Below are 17497 nucleotides of genomic sequence, written 5' to 3'. Positions count from 1 at the left end.
CAAAAATTCAACCAATAATTCTATTCTTCGAATAGAACCACGTTGTTCCTGCCGGCGGCCTTAGCTTTATAAAGGGCTTGGTCCGCCTGGTCAATGGCTTTCTTGTAATCCATTCCGTCGTATCGGGAAACCCCTGCCGAAATGGTGATGGGGCAAACCTTGCTTTTAGCCTGGGATACTTTTTTGCGAATTCCCTCGACGAGACTCATGGCGTGTTTAATGGAGGTGTTGGGCATCAGCAGCACAAATTCTTCGCCACCCCATCGGATGAAATAATCGCCCTGTCTCATGTTCTTCTTTACGATCGCGGTAAAATCCTTTAGGACGATGTCGCCCTTGGCGTGACCGTAGTTATCATTGACGGCCTTGAAAAAATCGATGTCGAACATGGCGACGCATAGGGGTCTTGTCAAGTCATCGATGAACTGGTTGTTTTCTTCCTTGATCAGATTCTGGATGGCATTTCGGCTGTTGGCTCCGGTAAGCTGGTCGTACATAGAAATGTACTCGAGCATCTTCTGAGCCCTGAAATGCTTGATGTAGAGTTTCTGCATAAAGAAGTGGGCTACCGTCGTTCCTATAAGGCAGGGGAGATTCAGGGAAATAAGGATGTCAAAATTGGGGTAGTGGATAATGCAGTCTGTGCCCAGAATAGAAACGAGTACAATCCCGCTGACGGCGACTACATAGTGCCAGGGGGCCGCAAATCCAACTGCAAAAAACAGGAACTGGTTGATGACGGAACCTTCACCAAAATGAGTCTTGTCGGGAAGGTAATAGACGACCCAGATTGTACACCACAACACCGAAAGGACCGTCAGGTAGGTGGCGACGGTCATAATCTTGTAGTTGGTGGTCTTTCGGCTAAGGATGGCGAGTCCCGCTGCTATGACCAGAGGGAACAAGCGCATGGGCAGAACTTCCCAGGCTGTGTATCCGAAAATCTGACAGTCCGAAACGAAGTAGGTTACCATGCAGAAGGATGCGATGATTGCAACCCAAAAAGTGAACCTGTGGTAGAACAGGTACTTGGACTTATAAAATTCCTGGGGGTCGATATCTATTGGCAGTAAACGCATCTAGGAAAAACTAAATAACCAAACTTCTTTTTTGATGGTTTGCAGAAATAAATAAGTTCCAAGTTGGACTATGCTCGCCGGCGATTATTTTCACCTTGACTGTAGAAGTCAGCCTTTTCTTCTAGCATACGTTTGCTGATTTCATCAAGGAATGCGGAAATGTCGTTTTCCGGGTTGATGTTGCAGCTGCTGAAACAGGCGGACATTTTATAGGAGTTTCTGGGATCCCTGTTAAATTCGCTGAAAGCGGACTTGATGCTGGCAATACACATGTTGATGGCCATTTCGTCTTGCGTGTTCACGATGGCGATGAATTCATCGCTGGCATATCTGACCACTGTTCCTAATTCACCGATGGAATGGGCTATAATCTTGGCTGCGTCCTTGAGGGCATTGTTTGCGGTCGATCGTCCCAGTTCCTTGTTCATTTTCTTGAACCCGTTCAGGTTGATCATGATTCCCGATACGTTATGGCGGGTGTTGCCTATATATTGCCCTTCGAGTACGTCTAGGTAGGCAAAATTATAGATGCCGGTCAATTTATCCCTGTAAATGCGTTCGCGCTGGAGGCTGGCCATGAGGCCTGCAATAGAAATGGTAAAACAGGAAGAGATGGTTGAAATGCCGTAAATCAGGGACTGAGCCACATTACCTGCCAGGAGGGGGAGTAGGTAGACTATGATGGGGAAGTTTTTCATGTAACCGCCGCGATGCCTGCAGATCAGGTAAAGGACGATGCTGTCAATCATGAATCCATAGTCAATGACACAGAAGAACCAGTAACCTGCCCGACGGATATAGGTGTTGGAATCCGATATTTCGAAAATAATCGGGAGGAAAAAGTTAACCAGGATAATGGCTATACCCAGCATCAGGGCGCAATTGAGAATGTACTTGTGGGTCAGGGAGAGCTTGATTTTGAGATGGCTTTTCAGGAATATTAACCAGAAGAAGGAGCCGAACATGTCGGCTGCGTAAAGCAGGGAATTGCCCGCCTGTACGACAAAACGGTTTAATGTTCCAGGCTGGCCATCGCATGCGAAAACGAAGGGGTCGATGACGCAACCCATGAATGCCGAAATCATCATTAGGAGCAGACAACAGCTTTCTATGTTTTTTTCGCGCAGACGGCTCCAATTGCTTATAAGCAGAATGCCGATAAGCATGATGCCGAAGCTATTGGCGACATAGATTGCTGTAAGATTCAAACCTTTATCCGTAAAAAACCGTCCTGTTGTAAGAAAAATATAATATCAAATTGTTCAAATGTTGCACTTTTGCAAAAAAATGTAAAGATGGATGTGAGGTTTGGTTTTTGCAAAAACTGCAAAAGTGTTTTTGGAGAGGTAATGGTTATAGGGGGGCTTGAAATTTATGTTTAGACTATAACGAAACGTAAAAAAAGAGGATGTATGGGATTGCGTTTTTCTGTAAAGGGTGCGTTGGCGGTTGTGGCTTTCGCCGGCATGGGGGTGGCAAGTGCGGCTACTTCTCTTTCTGTGAATTTGGGGGATAGCATAAGACCCGTGACCCATGTGGCCACGGGCTCCCTTTACGGTCTAACTGAAACATATCCGCTGGATATCGACAAGGATGTGGCTCCCCTGAAGCCCAACGTCTTCCTGGCTCCTGCCCGCAGCGGACAGGGACGTCAGCAGCCCATTGGAGGCGCGTTCCTGGTGTCTCCCCGTATTAAGAACACCACGGGAAAGGTGCAGATCCGCCTGGCGGACATTTTGCCTGGTTGGCCCTATCGGTTCAAGGATATGAATTCCTGGAAGCAGGAAGTGACCGCCGTGGTGAACGACAAGAAGGCCTCTGAAGTTCAGAATTTTGACGGTTACGAAATCTGGAACGAACCTAACGATACCTGGAAATCCACTACCATTGACTTTAATTCGGGTTTGTGGAAGCAGACTTATGATTTGCTCCGTCAGCTGGATCCCAAAGAAAGGATTGTGGGACCTTCTTACTCTTGGTATAACGCTTCCAAGATGGAAGAATTCGTGAAGTACTGTTCCGCCAACAACTGTATGCCCGATGTGATTAGCTGGCATCAGTGGGGTTCTGAAGGCTTGGCTGGAGCGATCGAGAATTACCGCAATCTGGAAAAAAAGTATAACGTTACTCCTCGTGCAATCAGTATCAATGAATACTCTTCCAATGAACATCTGGAAGAAGGATGCCCGGGTGTTTCTGTTCCCTTCATCGCGAAGTTTGAACGCCATGGTGTAGAAAGTGCCATGATTTCCTGGTGGTTCACCAACTTGCCGGGTCGTCTGGGAAGCTTGCTTACCGCCAAGAACGAACGCGGTGGTGGCTGGCATCTGTACAAGTGGTATGGCGACATGAGTGGCTATATGGCCAAGGTGACTCCTCCTAACGACAAGAGCGATGGCGTGGATGGATTTGCCGCTGTCGACGTGAAGAAAAATTTTGCCAGCATCGTTGTAGGTGGAAATACCCTCGGCGATGTAACCGTGGATATTGCCGGTGTCCCTGCCGCTTTCGGAAGCAAGGTGAATGTGGCTGTGGAATATGTGACCTGGAAAGATAAGGATACCGCCGTTCCCTCGACGACTCCGGAATCCAGCAAGGAATATACCGTAAGCAACGGAAAGATTACGGTTCCCATCAAGATTACCAATGTCTATAACGCCTACCGTATTTACGTGACACCCATTATTCCCCAGAAGCCTTTTGGCTCCGAGGCTATCAAGCTCCCCGGAAAGATCCAGGCTGAAAACTACGATGTGAACGGCTCTGGCGAAAACAATACTTCCTATTATGATGCCGATGACGAGAACAAGGGCAACGTCTATCGCGAAGACGGTGTAGACCTGGAAGAAATTGAAGAAGGTAATTATGTTGTCGGTTATACCATTGCCGGTGAATGGCTGGAATATACGGTGGATGTGGATGCCGATGGCGAATACCCGCTGACGATCCGTGCCGCTGCCGGCGGCACCAGCGGAAGTGTGCAGCTCTTTGTCGATGGCAAGGCTGTGACTGATACCGTCGCCATTCCCCAAACTGCAGACAACAAGTGGGATGTCTATGAAAATGTGGACGCAGGAAAGGTTACGCTAACTGTCGGGGAACATATAATCAAGTTGGCCATTACCGGAAGCTACGCCAATATTGACTGGTTTATGCTGGGCGAAATTCCCCAGGAAATTGTGGAACAAGATTCCATTGAAAGCCTGAAGGAAATGAACCTGCGTCTGGATAATGGTAGAGAGGCTTACACCCTGTTCGATATGCAGGGCAACCGAGTTGGACAATTCATGGCTGCAAATCTGGGCGAGGCTTGCGCTACTGCCAGTCTGCAGGCTCGTAAGTCCGGAGTCTATATTATAAAATCCGCTAGAGGCAAGGCTCTGCGGATATCAGTAAAGAAGTAAGAAGTTTCACTCCTACAACCCACCGGCCCCGCATTAATGCGGGGCCATTTTGGTTTAAAGCTGTTCCTTGATCAGGTCGATGATTTGGTTGATTGCTTCTTCGGGAGGCAATTCTGTGTCGCCACCTGCAGCGCGGACATGGCCGCCACCGCCAAAGGTGCTGACGACCTTGTTGACATCGACATAGTAATTGGAACGAAGACTGATCTTGTATTTGCCGTTGACGGGGTAGAGGAAGACGGTGACTTCGGTTCCACTGACTTCGCGGAGGGTGTCTACTACGGTTCCCATTTCAAAGGGCTTCACATCGTAGCGTTCCATGTCGGCGGGAGTGACGTAAGAGTAAACGACTTTACCGTCCAAGGCCAGTTTGGATTTTTCTAGGGCGAAACCTGTAATCAGGGTTTGCTTGTAGCTACGGGTATAATAAGTCTCGTTGACAATCTTTGCAAAGTCGCAACCCTTGTCGATGAAGTCTCCAACGGCGTTCATGGTGCGCTTGCTGGTGCAGCTGAATTTGAAGGCTCCGGTATCGTGGACGACACCGAGGTACATGCAGTTGGCGGCGTTCTTGCTGATCTTATTCTTGTCTAGCTGATAGAACAGAACCTCGCTGGCGGAACTGGCTTCGGGTTCCACGATGTTCACGTTGCAGAGGTTTAGCGGGTTACTAATGTGGTGGTCAATGTTGCAGGTAAACTTGGCCTTGGCTAGGCACTCTGCGCCCTTGGCTCCACAACGTTCAAAACTGGGGGTGTCCAGCAGGAATGCCAAATCCACGTCACGGCCGTCGTATTCTGGCAGCGTCTGGTCGGACCCGCTTAAAAGGCGATAGCTTTCCGGAAAACCTTCGACAAAAACCGTGGCGCTGATTTGCGGATAGTTGTCCCTGATGTAATTGAAGAGGCCGAGGGTTGAGCCAATGCAGTCTCCGTCTGGGCGAACATGTCCAAAAATGGCTACGGTATTCGCCTGGGAAAGCATTTCGTCGATGGTCATGTCAGTTCCTTTTTTGCTGCCTTTACAGAAATCTTCAGACCGTCCAGGAAGTCGTCTACGGTTTCCTTGCTGGCTTCGTGTTTCTTAAAGCCGATGGCGGCCTTGATCTTGTAGGGCGTCGTGTTTTCTCGGTTGAACTTGTCGAAGTTCATCTTGAGTTTTTCAATGCAGTTTGAAATATGCATTTCTTCCTGAGAATCCACCATGATAATGAATTCGTCGCCGGCATAACGTAGGATAGATCCCCACTGTCCGACAGAGTCATGGATGATTTCTGCAGTTTTGCATAAGACTTCATCTCCGCCCTTGTGCCCCAATCTGTCGTTGATCTCTTCAAATTCGCAGAGGCTGATCATAATGCCTGTCGCCTTGCGTCCCTTCTGGGAATACAGATTTAGTACGTAATCTAGGAACGGACGGTTGAAGAGACCGGTCAGGTGATCGCGGAAGACTCGTTCATTCTGCAGGCTTGTAAAGGCGCCTGCGATAGCGACTGCGAAACTGGGCGCCATGATAGATACGCCGTAGAAAAGGGACTGGATTACGGTTGCCACAAAGATGGGAATTGCATAAAGCCAAATGGGGAAGAAGCGGATGGTGCCATCTTGCCTATAATTGAGGTAGTAGATGGACAGGGAATTTAGAATGATACTGTAGTTGACGCAGATATAGATCCAGTAGCCGAATTTGCGGATATAGACACCCTGGGCATCAACATCATAGATAAAAGGATGGATCGTATTGATCACCAGCATGGCGGGAAGAGTGATGATGGTAATCAGCATGCTCTTGCGTTGCAGGCTACCCAGTTCCACCTTGAAGTGTTCCTGGAGGAAGACAAACCAGCTGAGGGCGCAAAGGAAGTTGGAGGCGTAAAGCCAACTATTCATGTGGAAGACGATTGATCTGGCGTGGGGGCCTCCCATGCCGTCTGTTGCAAAGGAGAGCAGGTCTGCAAGACAGCACGAAAAACAGGTAGCAAGCATGGCAATCAGCAGCTTACTTTCCTTGCTTTTCAAACGGAGACGCCAAATGTTGCCGATGATCATGATAATCACCAGAACCATACCGATAATATCGGTTCCTAGCGCCATTCGGATGTCAATAGGTGATTCCATTAAGTACCCTTTTTTCCCAACCCTTTCTAAAATTATAATAATATCTAATCTGTTGTTTACTTGATGGACTGATTTTTGTATGAAAAATTTATATTTTCTGCAGTTCCAAATTGGAGTTTAATATGTCTAAGTTGATGCGTTCTATTTCGGGTATTCGCGGTATTGTGGGCGATACCCTTACCCCCCAGGTTTTGCAGAGCCATGTTCGTGCTTTTTTGGAAATTACCCAGGCCAAGCGTATTGTCATCGGTCGCGATAGCCGTCCCACTGGCGATGCCATTGTGCAGTATGTGGCAGGAATTTGCCGTCTTTCCGGTGTAGACGTGGTCGATGTTGGCCTTTCTACGACTCCTTCCGTGGAAATTTTGACTACCCATTTTAAGGCCGATGCAGGTATCATCATTACCGCTAGCCACAATCCCCTGGAATGGAACGCCCTGAAGTTCCTGAACAACAAGGGCCTCTTCCTGGGTCCCGATGATGTGAAGAAACTGTTTGAATTGGCCGACGCCAATCAGTTCAGCTACCCTGACTACCGCACCATGGGCAAGTACGAAGTGGCTCCCGATGCAGACGGTATCCACATCGATGGTACCCTGGGCATCCCCTTTGTGGACGTTGAAGCCATCAAGGCCAAGAAGTTCAAGGTGGCCGTTGATGCCGTGAACGGTGCCGGTTCCTACATCGTGCCCCGCTTGCTGGAACAGTTGGGCTGCGAAGTGGTTCGCGTACACTGCGAACCTGACGGAACTTTCCCCCGCGGTGCAGAACCTCTGCCCGAAAATCTGGGCGACCTTCGCGAAGCTGTAAAGGCAAACGGATGTGCTGTTGGCTTTGCCGTAGACCCGGATGCAGACCGCTGCGCCCTGGTGGATGGCCTTGGCCGCAGCATCGGTGAAGAATACACTCTCGCCATTGCTACCGAAGAAGTCCTTTCCCAGAAGAAGGGCTCCGTCTGCGTAAACCTCTCTACCAGCCGCATGAACGAAGATGTGGCTACCAAGTATGGTTGTGAATTCAGCCGTGCCAAGGTGGGTGAGATCAATGTTAGCCTGCAGATGATCGAAAACGGTTGCGTTATCGGTGGTGAAGGTAACGGCGGCGTGATTCTGCCGGCTCTCCATTATGGTCGCGATTCCCTGGTGGCTGCAGCCCTGGTCTTGAGCTGGATGGCTCATCGCGACGGCGGTCCCGAAAAGTTCGTTGCAGAAAATCCGGCTTACTCCATGCCCAAGAAAAAGTTTGAACTGGGCAACAAGAGCGTTGCTGAAATCCTGCCCAAGGTGAAGGCTGAATTCGCCGGCTGGACCATGGATGAACGCGACGGCCTCTGGCTGGGTTCTGAAAAGTCCTGGGTTCATGTTCGCGCAAGCAACACTGAACCTGTGATCCGCGTGATTGCCGAAGCCCCCACGGCGGAAGAGGCTGAAGCCCTCTGCAGTAAAGTTGAAAAACTCATCTAAGCTGCGTTATACGTCGTTGCTCACCCTTTCTCGCCGTAGGAAACTACGGCTTCGGGGTTCGCGCCTAGTCTAACTTGCTTATCTGAGTTTTTCGAAAAACTCATTAAATTTTTTTTTAAATTAAAGAATTATATATTGACCTAGAGCTTGCTCTAGGTCTTATATTTTATTCTTAATGAAGATTTTCAAGAAAAAGAAATATATGGTTACTGCGATTATCCTTTCAATCCTATTCTTGCTGGGGGATGCCGGTGTGTTGTTCTTAAGTCAGAAAAGTTTTGGCCGCCTGCCTCAGGGGGAACGCCTTGCCCGTATCAAACAGTCGCCGAATTACAACGGCGAACAGTTTGTGAATCTTGATACCACCGTCAACTTGATTTACAAGAAAAGCAAACTGCAGGTATGGAAGGAATTCCTCTTTGACAATTCCGGCGTGCAGATCGCCCCTGCCAAGGGTGATTCGTTGACCGTTATCCGCACGGACTTGAAGGCGCTCCCTGCCGACAAGGATTGGTTGGTATGGTTCGGGCATTCCAGTTACCTGATGAACCTTTCTGGCAAGAAAGTCCTGGTAGACCCTGTTCTGTATGCGGGCTCCCCGGTTAGCTTTGTCAATAAGATGTTCAAGGGTACCGATGTGTATAAACCCAAGGATTTCCCCTTCATCGATTATCTGGTCATTAGCCATGATCACTGGGATCACCTGGATTACGAGGCCGTTGTCGAGTTGGAACCTAAAGTAGGCAAGGTCATTACTGGCCTTGGGGTGGGTGAACATTTTGAATATTGGGGTTATCCAAAGGAAAAGCTGATTGAACTAGACTGGTGGGAAGATTCCGTCTTGCATCAGGAAAAGGACGTCTCTGGTAATGACCGCATTTTTAAGGTCGTCTCTACGCCGGCCCGACATTTCTCCGGTCGCGAACTCCATCAGAATAGAACCCTCTGGTCTTCTTTCTATTTCAAGACGCCTAAACGTAACGTATGGATCAGCGGTGACTCCGGTTACGGTTCCCATTTCAAGACCATAGGCGAAAAGTTCAAGGATATCGACTTGGCTGTTCTTGAAAACGGTCAGTACAATCCTGACTGGGCCTTCATACATACCATGCCTGAATATCTAGGTCAGGAAATGAAGGAACTGAACGCCAACCGCTATCTGACCGTTCATCATTCCCGATTCGCCCTGTCGAAACACGATTACCGGGAACCTCTGGAAAACGCGAAGCAGGCTGCCAGCGAATCCGGCAAACCTGTTCTGATGCCCCAGATGGGCGAAGTCCTCTATCTTGAATAATCGAAAGGATTGAATAAAAAAAGGATTCCCTGCAACAAACAGGGAATCCTTTTTAAATGAGAGAGGATTTAAGATTCTTTAGAACTGTTCAAAGAACTTGTGGACTTCTTCAGGTACCCAGGTGTTCTGCCAGCTGCCATTGTCGAAAGCAGTCCACTGATGGGAACCGTTCCAGCTGCACCACTTCACAGGGAAACGTTCATCGACCTGCTTGAAGTCATAGCAGAGGTGGCCGGAACCGCCCACTTCCTGGGGTTTTTCGGAACTGGCGTCAGTGAATTTGCTATCACCGTCAGATGCCTTGCCGTTCTTCTTGAGAACGCGGGGCAGTGCGCTTGTGAGGGCGGTGTTGTAGGGGCAGGTGCCGTCGTTCTTGCCGTGAACATTCATCCAGGCGATGGGCAGCTGCTTTTCAGTTCCGCTATTGTGGGGTTCGTAAATGTTGTAGTCTGCCACAGCGTAGGTAACCACAGCACGGACTCTTTCCTGGAATTCTTCTGCCAGGGAGTAGCTGTACATGGAACCGAAGCTAAAGCCGGTGACAAACACGCGGGTGGTATCGATACAGTAGTTGTCTTCCATGGTGGTGAGGAGCTTGTCGAAGAACTTGTGGTCCTTGTCGCTGTACATGCTCCAGGGCATGCCATCGGTGTCACCGCGGGGAGCTACGAAGATGTAGTTGCCTTCGGTGTCCAACTTCTGCTGACCGTAGTAGGGAGACGGATGGTCCTGATCTGCGAAGTGATGAACGAAATCTTCTGCATTGGAGCCCATGCAATGCATTGCGAAGAGCAACTTGTATGGCTTTTTGTTGTCGTAGTTAGACGGCAGGGTAATGAAATATTCGCGGTTTTCGCCGTTGATGTTCATTTCGAAACGGTCGCCGTTTTCAACGCTCTTGGTCTTCACCAAGGTAGAATTCTTGCCGCAGCCTTTGGAGGGGCGCGGAGCGTTCTTTAGGGCATAGCCAAATGCATAAGTCTTTTCGGTGGGGCCCAGGGCGACTTCGCTGGAACTTTCGATTACAGGTTCGCTATCGGAGCTGGCGGGAGTGGGATCGCTATTGGAGCTTGTCGGGTTGGGTTCCTCGCCAGGGATGCCGGGGTTCACCTCTTCGCCGGGCTCGCCAGGAACAACTTCTCCACCGGGCACAACTTCTTCGCCGGGAACGCCAGGATTGACATTTTCACCGGGATTAACTTCTTCACCGGGGATGCCGGGATTGACATTTTCGTTGCCGGGAACTTCTTCGCCGGGAACTTCTTCGCCGGGGACGTCCGGGTTGACATCGGGGTTCAAGGCCGGATCGCCACCCAGTTCTTCACCGACGGAGGCGCTGGAGGCCAGCAGACTTTCGGTGTTTGTGATGGTGTTGGTAGAGTCTTCGCTGCAGGCCATTAGGGACATGGCGACCAATGTTGCGCAGGCCAGACCGAACTTCTTTTTCATAACTACTCCTTTATAAATCGTACAACGAACTCAATGCCCGTAATACGCTCTATTTATATCTATTCAAAAAGGTGGATTATTCCTATAAGGAACACTTCCTTTTTATGGACAATATGTCCAAGCGCAAAGCGCCCCAAACCAACTTAAATCTATGCCCAAAACTTCGCAAATGTTCCAATTCGGAATAAATGGTGTTGTTAAATGTTGTAAAGGGCGAAATATCGCGAAAAAAAAACGCAAAAAGGCCAATTTAACGCATAAAGAGGTTCCTCTGGGGAGGAACCTCTTGGTGGATTGGAGGAGTACGAATGAAGATAAAGAGCTGTTTTTTATGGCCTAGGCCACGGTGAGCTTGCGGGCGGCGGCCTGCTGCTTTTTCACCAGGGAGAATGCCAGGATGCCGTTTTCCAGGGCGACCTTGATGTTTTCGCAGTCGATATCGTCGGCCAGGCGGAAGCTACGTTCGTAGGTGGTCTTGGTTTCCTTGCGGGTGCGGGAAGCCTTGACGGTGATGATGTTCTTTTCTACCTGGATGTCGATGTCTTCCTTCTTGACGCCCGGCAGTTCCACTTCCAGCATGAAACCATTCTCGACTTCGTAGTAGTCTGCCTTGGGAGAGTAGTTGCATTCGCCCTGGGCGTTGGCGGCGTTCAAGCTGTCCAGGAAGTTCTGGATGCCATAGAAAGCGGTGGGGATAACGTTTGCATTGATCATGATTTTACCTCTTTTTTAATTTTTTTGCCCTTCGGCACTCGCCGTGGGTTTCTTTTTGTTTTTACACCCTGCCTATTGCAAAGGCCGTGCCAACTTTTTAAAAAGCGGTTCTTTTGGGCGAATTTTTTATAGTATGCGTTTTTTGTCTGCGTTCCCCATAAAACTCATTTCATCCCGAAACGTATGGTGTTTCAACCCTGCAACATCGGTCGTTTAATTTCTAAATTACCCCCTATGCCGCGCAATCTATACGAAGGAAATATCCTAAAGAACATCGGACTTTTCTCGGTCCCGTTCTTGATTGCGAACTTTTTGCAGACCCTTTACGGCATGGCGGACCTGTTCATTATCGGTCAGTTTACCGATGCGGCGGGGATTACGGCTGTGGCTGTTGGCAGTCAGGTCATGCATTTCGTGACGGTAATTCTTATTGGGCTTACCATGGGGGCGACGGTCCTTATGGGGCAAGCCGTGGGGGCGAAACGTCATAGGAGCCTTAGCCGGATTCTCGGAAATACGGTGGTGATCTTTGCTGTGGTGGCCATCCTGTTTACGGCGGTGCTCCTGGCGACGGCTCCCCAGATTGTCTCGTTGCTTTCGACGCCTGCAGAGGCTGTGTCCGGAACAGTCCGTTACCTGGTTATATGTTTTCTGGGCGTTCCCTTTATTACGGCCTATAATGTCATTGCCGCCGCTTTCCGCGGTCTTGGCGATACCAAGAGCCCCATGTATTTTGTGACGGCTTCCTGCGTGGTGAATATTGCGCTGGATTACCTTTTTGTCGGGCCTCTGGGAATGGGGCCGACCGGGGCTGCGCTTGCCACGGTGCTTTCCCAGCTGTTCTGTGTGGTCGTTACCCTTGCGGCTATCCGGCTTGAACGGGTACGTTTTGGGGTGGGGCTGTGCCGACGGGATTTCCGCCTGAACAAGGCGCTTATGTGGTCCTTGCTGAAAATCGGATTCCCCGTGGCCTGCCAGGAAGGCTTTATCCAGATTTCGTTCCTGTTTATTACGCTGATTGCCAACTCCCGCGGCCTTGAAATTGCCGCGGCGGTGGGGGTCGTCGAAAAGATAATCTGCTTCCTGTTTTTGGTGCCGTCGGCCATGCTCTCTACGGTTTCTGCCATTAGCGCCCAGTGCATCGGTGCCGACCGTTATGATCGTGCCCGACAGACGTTGTATTGCGGCATCGGTATCGCTGCCGGTTTTGGCCTGGTCTGCGGAATCCTCTTCCAGTTCGTTTCGGAACCGGTCCTTGCCCTATTTACCGATGACCTCCAGGTTGTAAAGTTTGGGGCCCAGTATCTGCACGCTTACGTTTTTGACTGCATGGTGGCGGGAATTCATTTCTGCTTCAGCGGATACTTCTGTGCCTGCGGGCTTTCGCTTGCTTCGTTTATTCACAATGCCGTGTCCATTGTGACTCTCAGGGTGCCCGGAGCCTACCTCGCTTCGGTCTGGTATCCGGATACCCTGTTCCCTATGGGAATCGCCACTTTGTCGGGGTCCTTCCTATCGGTTGTGATTTGCATCACGGTCTACGCTTGGTTAGAACGTCGCCGCCGCCAGAAACAGAATTAAAACACAAAAATTTCCCATTGTGGTAAACGCATTTTTTGCCACGAGATTTTATTTTTATACTTATAAATTGGGTGATTTTTGTTTTGCGGAGTTTTTTTGTCTAATTTCCTGATTGGATATATTGTTGCCTCGCTGTTTATTGCGGTGTTGGATTCTCTCCTGGCCATTGTCTCTTTTAGAAAGGGTGGCGTTCAGGGGAAGGCCTTGGGTGCGACCTGTGTTGGCTGCGCCTTTGTGGACTTGAGCTATCTGGTTAGCGTTCTTGTTGACGATTACTTCGTATATTCCTGCCTGTCCAGCGTCTATTTCGTGTGTATCGACATCATGCTGCTCTGCCTCGTGATGTTCATTCGTGATTTTTGCAAGTTTAGGAACTCGGCTGTTGGTAGGGGGCATTTCATGGCCGCCCATTTCATTATTCTTGTCGATATCATTGTCTTTGCCATTAATCCCTTCTGTGAAATCGCCATAAGCTATGTTCCCCGTGCAACGGAATTCGCCAAGTACAGCTATAACATGCATGGCCTTTTCTACGTGCATCTGTTTTTCTGCTACGCCATGGTGGCGACTTGCGTTTACTTCTTGCTTTATAAGTTGGTCAGTGTTCCCCTGGAATATAAGAGGCAGTTCCTTTATGCCGTCGCAGGTGTAGTTTCCATTGTGGCGATCAATGCCGTATTCCTGTTCCTGCCGGGTCTTTCCAAGTACAACTTCCTTGATTATTCCATTCTTGGCTATAGCATTGGCGCCTATGCGTTCTATTGGGCCTGCTTCCAGTATTCTATCAAGGGCATGACAAATCTGTTCAAGATGAGTGTCTTCGAGAATATCGACCAGGGACTCATGCTGTTTGATTACGAAAACCGTCTGATTCTCTACAACGATATGGTGTATAAGCAGTTCCCTAGGCTTAAATTTAGGGATATGCTGCCGCTGCGTGAATTCACCGATATGTGCGGCGTGAACATCAAGGACAATTACGAGAATTACGTGGTGCAGTGCTATGCCGAAACAGATGCCGGCAAGAAGCCTCTGCGTTGCGACTTTAGAACGTTGCGTAATAAGCGTGGCCGCATCATTGGCCGACTGTTCATGTTCTCCAATGCGGTTCTCGCGACGGATCCTCTGACCGGTTTCCATAACTGGGATGATTTCGTTTTCTATTCCGAAGAAAACAAGGACGTTGCTCGCGGAGACCTGGTTGTTCTTGCCTGCGACATTATGGGCTTGTCGTTTATTAACGGCTCTAAGGGCCGGCATGCCGGTGACCGTTGCATTAAGGAACTGGCAGACTTGATGCGTAACTATTTCCCGGATGATGCCTATTTTGTTCGCGGTCAAGATGCTATTCTCATTGCATTCTGCGCCGGTGGGTCCGAAGAAATAGTTGTTGACTCCTTGAAGGCGCTGGAAGAAAAGTTTGAACCTAAAATCCAGTATGGTGTCAGCGTATGTAGAAGTTCCGACAATATGCTGGAAGGCATAGGTCTTGCCATAAAGGGACTTAAGCAGAAAAAACTGCTGTGTAAGGAATCCAACCATTCCGTAATCCTGAATTCCCTGGTGCAGGCCCTGCAGGAAAGTGACAACGATACCGAGGAACATGTCCGCAGAACTCAGCTGATGGGCGCGGAACTTGGCCGCCGTATCGGCCTGAACGACGTGCAGTTGAGCGACCTTTCCCTGCTGTGCCTCCTGCATGATATTGGCAAGATCGGTGTTCCCCTTGAAATTTTGAACAAGCCCGGCAAGCTGACTGCCGAAGAATGGGATACTCTGCGAACTCATCCGGTGAAGGGTTATCAGATTGCCCAGAGTTCTCCGGAACTTTGCGGTATCGCCGATATGATTTTGCACCATCATGAACGTTGGGATGGTGCCGGTTACCCGGATGGTCTGGCCCGCGAATCGATCCCCCTGCTTTCTAGAATTATTGCGGTGGTGGATGCCTTCGATGCCATGGTGAATACCCGTGCCTATCGTAAGGCCCTGCCTCAGGATGTGGCTATCGAGGAACTGAAGCGCTGCGCCGGTACTCAGTTCGACCCCAACATTGTTTCTGAATTCATCCAGATGATCGAGGCGCTGCCTTCCAAGGCTTCGGAAGTGGCCGAGGCGGTTTCCGAAGAAGTCCGTGAAGTGGTCAGGGATGAATTGACTCAAGGTGCAAGTTCTGCCAATTCCTTCCATAGTGTGCATAACCTGCGCTATGTCCGCTATACCCTGGACGAGCAGAATAACATTATTGATTTTGACAAGGACTTTGAACGTCTAACTGGATTTAGTGCGTTGGATATTCAAAAGAATCGCATGAACCAGACGGACTTGCTGCCGCCTGAAGACCGTACCGAATATGTCTGCCAGATTACAGAAGCGCTTGGCAAGAATCCCAGTGCGTTCTTTGAACATCGTATCATGCGTAAGGACGGTTCTGTTATTTACGTACTGTGCTACGGTCGTCGTTATTTTGATTCTGCCACCAGGTCCGGTCGTGCCGAGGTCATTGTGGCCGATGTGGCGGACACCTATACTTTGCGTATCATGGCTGACATGGAACGTAACAAGGTTCGCCGTCAGCAGGCTCAGTGGGAAAATGCTTACCGCAGGGATTCCCTGACCGGCCTGTTGACCCGAAACGCCTTCAAGAGTGATACGGAATTCAAGTTGCTGGAAGGCAAGTGCAAGGTGATGCTGTTGATGCTGGATGTAGACAAATTCAAGGAATACAACGACACCTATGGCCATGTCGCCGGTGACGAGTTCCTGAATCTTATCGGTCAGACCTTGCTTTCTTCCTTGCGTCGAGATGACATTGCCGGACGTATGGGCGGCGATGAATTTGCGGCAGCCCTGTTCTTTAAGAAAGAAAGCTCCGATGAATTTATGTATGAACGCGCCCAGCAGATTTTCGATAAGATCAACATGACCTTGAAGATGGCTGCAAAGGGAACCAGCCTTTCTATGGGTGCCATTATCTCTAACGAAGAGATGAACACCTTCAATGAACTGTATCAGTCTGCTGATAAGCTTCTGTACAAGTCTAAGGAAAACGGTCGTTCCAGACTTTCTGTTCGCCAGTAATTAGTCCAGCTTGCCCTGGTAAAGTTCCAGGAGCTTGCGGGCCAGAAGGCTTGTGTACTTGGCGTTGGTCAAGGTGACCTTGGCTTTTTCCAAGTTGTTTTTCTGGGAAAGATAATCGGTATAAGTGAGGGCGCCTGCGTTGCGCTGTTCTTCGGCGACGGCCAGGGCTTCTGTTTCGGCATCGACCTGGAGGCTGGCGGCCTTCCACTGCATATCGGCACTCATGGCGTTGATGTACAGCTTCTCGATGTTGTTCTCCAGATTTTTTGCGGATTCCTGGAGGGCTACCTGGGAAGAGGCTTCGTTCACCTGGGCCTGCAGCACCTTGTTTTCGGTGGAGCCGTTATCGATGATGGGAATATTGATGTTCAGGGAAAGCGTGTTTGTCCAGCCTTCCTTCATCTGTTTGCCGTACTGGTCTGACTCAAAACCTGTAAATCCTGTTGTGGAGCTTGCGCCCAGAGTGACGGTAATGGAGCTATTCTTGCCGGCCACTTCGGTGTTCTTCTTGGCGGCCTTCACGGAAATACTGTCTGATTTTAGACCCGGGTTCGCAATACGTGCGTCTGCCTGTAATTGTTCGTAGGGCGGAAGAGCCTCTAGGGAGTCGGGGGTAGAAACGTTAGCCTCTAGGGCCACCACGTTCATGCTGTCGCTGGCGTCCACTTCCATAAGCTGGCGCAGGGTGGTCTTGGCGGTGCTGACATTCAGCTGGGCGGTCAGCTGGGAAACTTGTTTCTGCAAAACGCTGGACTGGGACTGGGTCAAATCCTTCTTGGTGACGGAGCCCGCTTCGTACAGCTTACCGTAATTTTCAAATTCGGCTTGGGCCAGTTCGACGGAGGCGTCGGCGGTGCGCAGGTTTTCCTGGGCGGCCAGCAGGCTCATGTAGGCGTTCAGCACACTTTCTTGAATGGAACGCTCGGTCTGCTTGGTGGCGAGGACTGTGGCTTCCTTGGACAGCTGAGACGCTTCGGTGTTCAGCTTGGAGGATCCGCCATCCCAGAGGGTATAGGAGCCGGAAACGCCTACAGAAAAACGGTAGTGGTCCTGGGGGTGGGCGGCCAGGGGGCGGTCGTAAATGGAGTTGCCGATGCTTGCGCTGACAGTGGGGCCGCCGCTAGCCTGGGCCTGCCTTACAGAAATGTCGGCGGACTGTTCCTTGAGCTTGGCTGCTTCCAGGGAGAGGCTTGCCTTTTTGGCCTGATCAAGGCATTCTTCGAGGGTCCATGTGCCGTTTGCTGCCCAGAGCGCGGTTGCACTGGCGATAAATCCGTAGAAAAATGCTTTCGAGTTGATCATGACCTTTGGA

At 49.9% G+C, this 17497-nt stretch carries 12 protein-coding genes; 5 read left to right on the top strand and 7 right to left on the bottom strand.

Annotation, left to right across the window (positions count from 1 at the left end; all coding sequences use genetic code 11):
* Positions 1 to 20: 20 nt before the first annotated feature.
* Both BUB94_RS08710 and BUB94_RS08705 read right to left on the bottom strand, forming a co-directional pair.
* The gene (locus tag BUB94_RS08710) at positions 21 to 1079 is read right to left on the bottom strand and encodes a GGDEF domain-containing protein (RefSeq protein WP_073159738.1); all 1059 of its coding nucleotides are present in this window, start codon (positions 1077 to 1079) and stop codon (positions 21 to 23) included.
* Between the two features lie 68 nt (positions 1080 to 1147).
* Positions 1148 to 2287 carry a diguanylate cyclase domain-containing protein gene (locus BUB94_RS08705; RefSeq protein WP_083538194.1) on the bottom strand — a complete coding sequence of 380 codons (1140 nt, stop codon included), beginning with the start codon at positions 2285 to 2287 and terminating at the stop codon, positions 1148 to 1150.
* Between the two features lie 204 nt (positions 2288 to 2491).
* Here BUB94_RS08705 and BUB94_RS08700 point away from each other — a divergent pair, with 204 nt between their 5' ends.
* Positions 2492 to 4483 (top strand): cellulase family glycosylhydrolase, encoded by a 1992-nt coding sequence (locus BUB94_RS08700; RefSeq protein ID WP_083538193.1) that lies wholly within the window; start codon positions 2492 to 2494, stop codon positions 4481 to 4483.
* A 54-nt stretch (positions 4484 to 4537) separates the two neighbouring features.
* Here BUB94_RS08700 and BUB94_RS08695 read toward each other — a convergent pair whose 3' ends face one another.
* Together BUB94_RS08695 and BUB94_RS08690 are read right to left on the bottom strand one after the other, a co-directional pair.
* On the bottom strand, positions 4538 to 5482 hold the full coding sequence (locus tag BUB94_RS08695; protein WP_073236038.1) for a DHH family phosphoesterase: 945 nt from the start codon (positions 5480 to 5482) through the stop codon (positions 4538 to 4540).
* On the bottom strand, positions 5479 to 6600 hold the full coding sequence (locus BUB94_RS08690; protein ID WP_083538192.1) for a GGDEF domain-containing protein: 1122 nt from the start codon (positions 6598 to 6600) through the stop codon (positions 5479 to 5481). Before BUB94_RS08690 ends, BUB94_RS08695 begins: the two co-directional genes overlap by 4 nt.
* 122 nt (positions 6601 to 6722) lie before the next feature.
* Between BUB94_RS08690 and glmM the strand changes: the two genes are divergently transcribed.
* Together glmM and BUB94_RS08680 are read left to right on the top strand one after the other, a co-directional pair.
* Complete coding sequence (gene glmM / locus BUB94_RS08685; RefSeq protein WP_073236032.1) at positions 6723 to 8063, top strand: phosphoglucosamine mutase; 1341 nt, start codon at positions 6723 to 6725, stop codon at positions 8061 to 8063.
* A 175-nt stretch (positions 8064 to 8238) separates the two neighbouring features.
* Positions 8239 to 9360 (top strand): MBL fold metallo-hydrolase, encoded by a 1122-nt coding sequence (locus BUB94_RS08680; protein WP_254793711.1) that lies wholly within the window; start codon positions 8239 to 8241, stop codon positions 9358 to 9360.
* Between the two features lie 78 nt (positions 9361 to 9438).
* On the opposite strand, the gene BUB94_RS08675 is transcribed toward BUB94_RS08680, so the two are convergent.
* Positions 9439 to 10809 carry a hypothetical protein gene (locus BUB94_RS08675; protein ID WP_073236030.1) on the bottom strand — a complete coding sequence of 457 codons (1371 nt, stop codon included), beginning with the start codon at positions 10807 to 10809 and terminating at the stop codon, positions 9439 to 9441.
* Between the two features lie 336 nt (positions 10810 to 11145).
* Entirely contained in the window at positions 11146 to 11523 is a 378-nt protein-coding gene (locus tag BUB94_RS08665) for an Hsp20/alpha crystallin family protein (RefSeq protein WP_073159749.1), read from the bottom strand.
* Between the two features lie 234 nt (positions 11524 to 11757).
* Between BUB94_RS08665 and BUB94_RS08660 the strand changes: the two genes are divergently transcribed.
* The gene (locus tag BUB94_RS08660) at positions 11758 to 13104 is read left to right on the top strand and encodes an MATE family efflux transporter (protein ID WP_073236022.1); all 1347 of its coding nucleotides are present in this window, start codon (positions 11758 to 11760) and stop codon (positions 13102 to 13104) included.
* Positions 13105 to 13200: 96 nt separating this feature from the next.
* Complete coding sequence (locus BUB94_RS08655; RefSeq protein WP_073236019.1) at positions 13201 to 16185, top strand: diguanylate cyclase domain-containing protein; 2985 nt, start codon at positions 13201 to 13203, stop codon at positions 16183 to 16185.
* Here the strand turns inward: BUB94_RS08655 and BUB94_RS08650 are convergent, their stop codons facing one another.
* Positions 16186 to 17487: a TolC family protein gene (locus BUB94_RS08650; RefSeq protein WP_073236015.1), complete on the bottom strand. Its 1302-nt coding sequence runs from the start codon at positions 17485 to 17487 to the stop codon at positions 16186 to 16188.
* Positions 17488 to 17497: the final 10 nt, after the last annotated feature.

The organism is Fibrobacter sp. UWH9 (assembly GCF_900129715.1).
Lineage (GTDB): Bacteria > Fibrobacterota > Fibrobacteria > Fibrobacterales > Fibrobacteraceae > Fibrobacter.
The sequence above is the reverse complement of the archived record's forward strand: the minus strand, read 5'-3'. Positions and strand labels throughout refer to the sequence as shown.

Coding starts and splice junctions, on each gene's coding strand:
- BUB94_RS08710 (WP_073159738.1), bottom strand. CDS start 1,079: ATGCGTTTACTGCCAATAGATATCGACCCCCAGGAATTTTATAAGTCC.
- BUB94_RS08700 (WP_083538193.1), top strand. CDS start 2,492: ATGGGATTGCGTTTTTCTGTAAAGGGTGCGTTGGCGGTTGTGGCTTTC.
- BUB94_RS08695 (WP_073236038.1), bottom strand. CDS start 5,482: ATGACCATCGACGAAATGCTTTCCCAGGCGAATACCGTAGCCATTTTT.
- BUB94_RS08690 (WP_083538192.1), bottom strand. CDS start 6,600: ATGGAATCACCTATTGACATCCGAATGGCGCTAGGAACCGATATTATC.
- glmM (WP_073236032.1), top strand. CDS start 6,723: ATGTCTAAGTTGATGCGTTCTATTTCGGGTATTCGCGGTATTGTGGGC.
- BUB94_RS08680 (WP_254793711.1), top strand. CDS start 8,239: ATGAAGATTTTCAAGAAAAAGAAATATATGGTTACTGCGATTATCCTT.
- BUB94_RS08675 (WP_073236030.1), bottom strand. CDS start 10,809: ATGAAAAAGAAGTTCGGTCTGGCCTGCGCAACATTGGTCGCCATGTCC.
- BUB94_RS08665 (WP_073159749.1), bottom strand. CDS start 11,523: ATGATCAATGCAAACGTTATCCCCACCGCTTTCTATGGCATCCAGAAC.
- BUB94_RS08660 (WP_073236022.1), top strand. CDS start 11,758: ATGCCGCGCAATCTATACGAAGGAAATATCCTAAAGAACATCGGACTT.
- BUB94_RS08650 (WP_073236015.1), bottom strand. CDS start 17,487: ATGATCAACTCGAAAGCATTTTTCTACGGATTTATCGCCAGTGCAACC.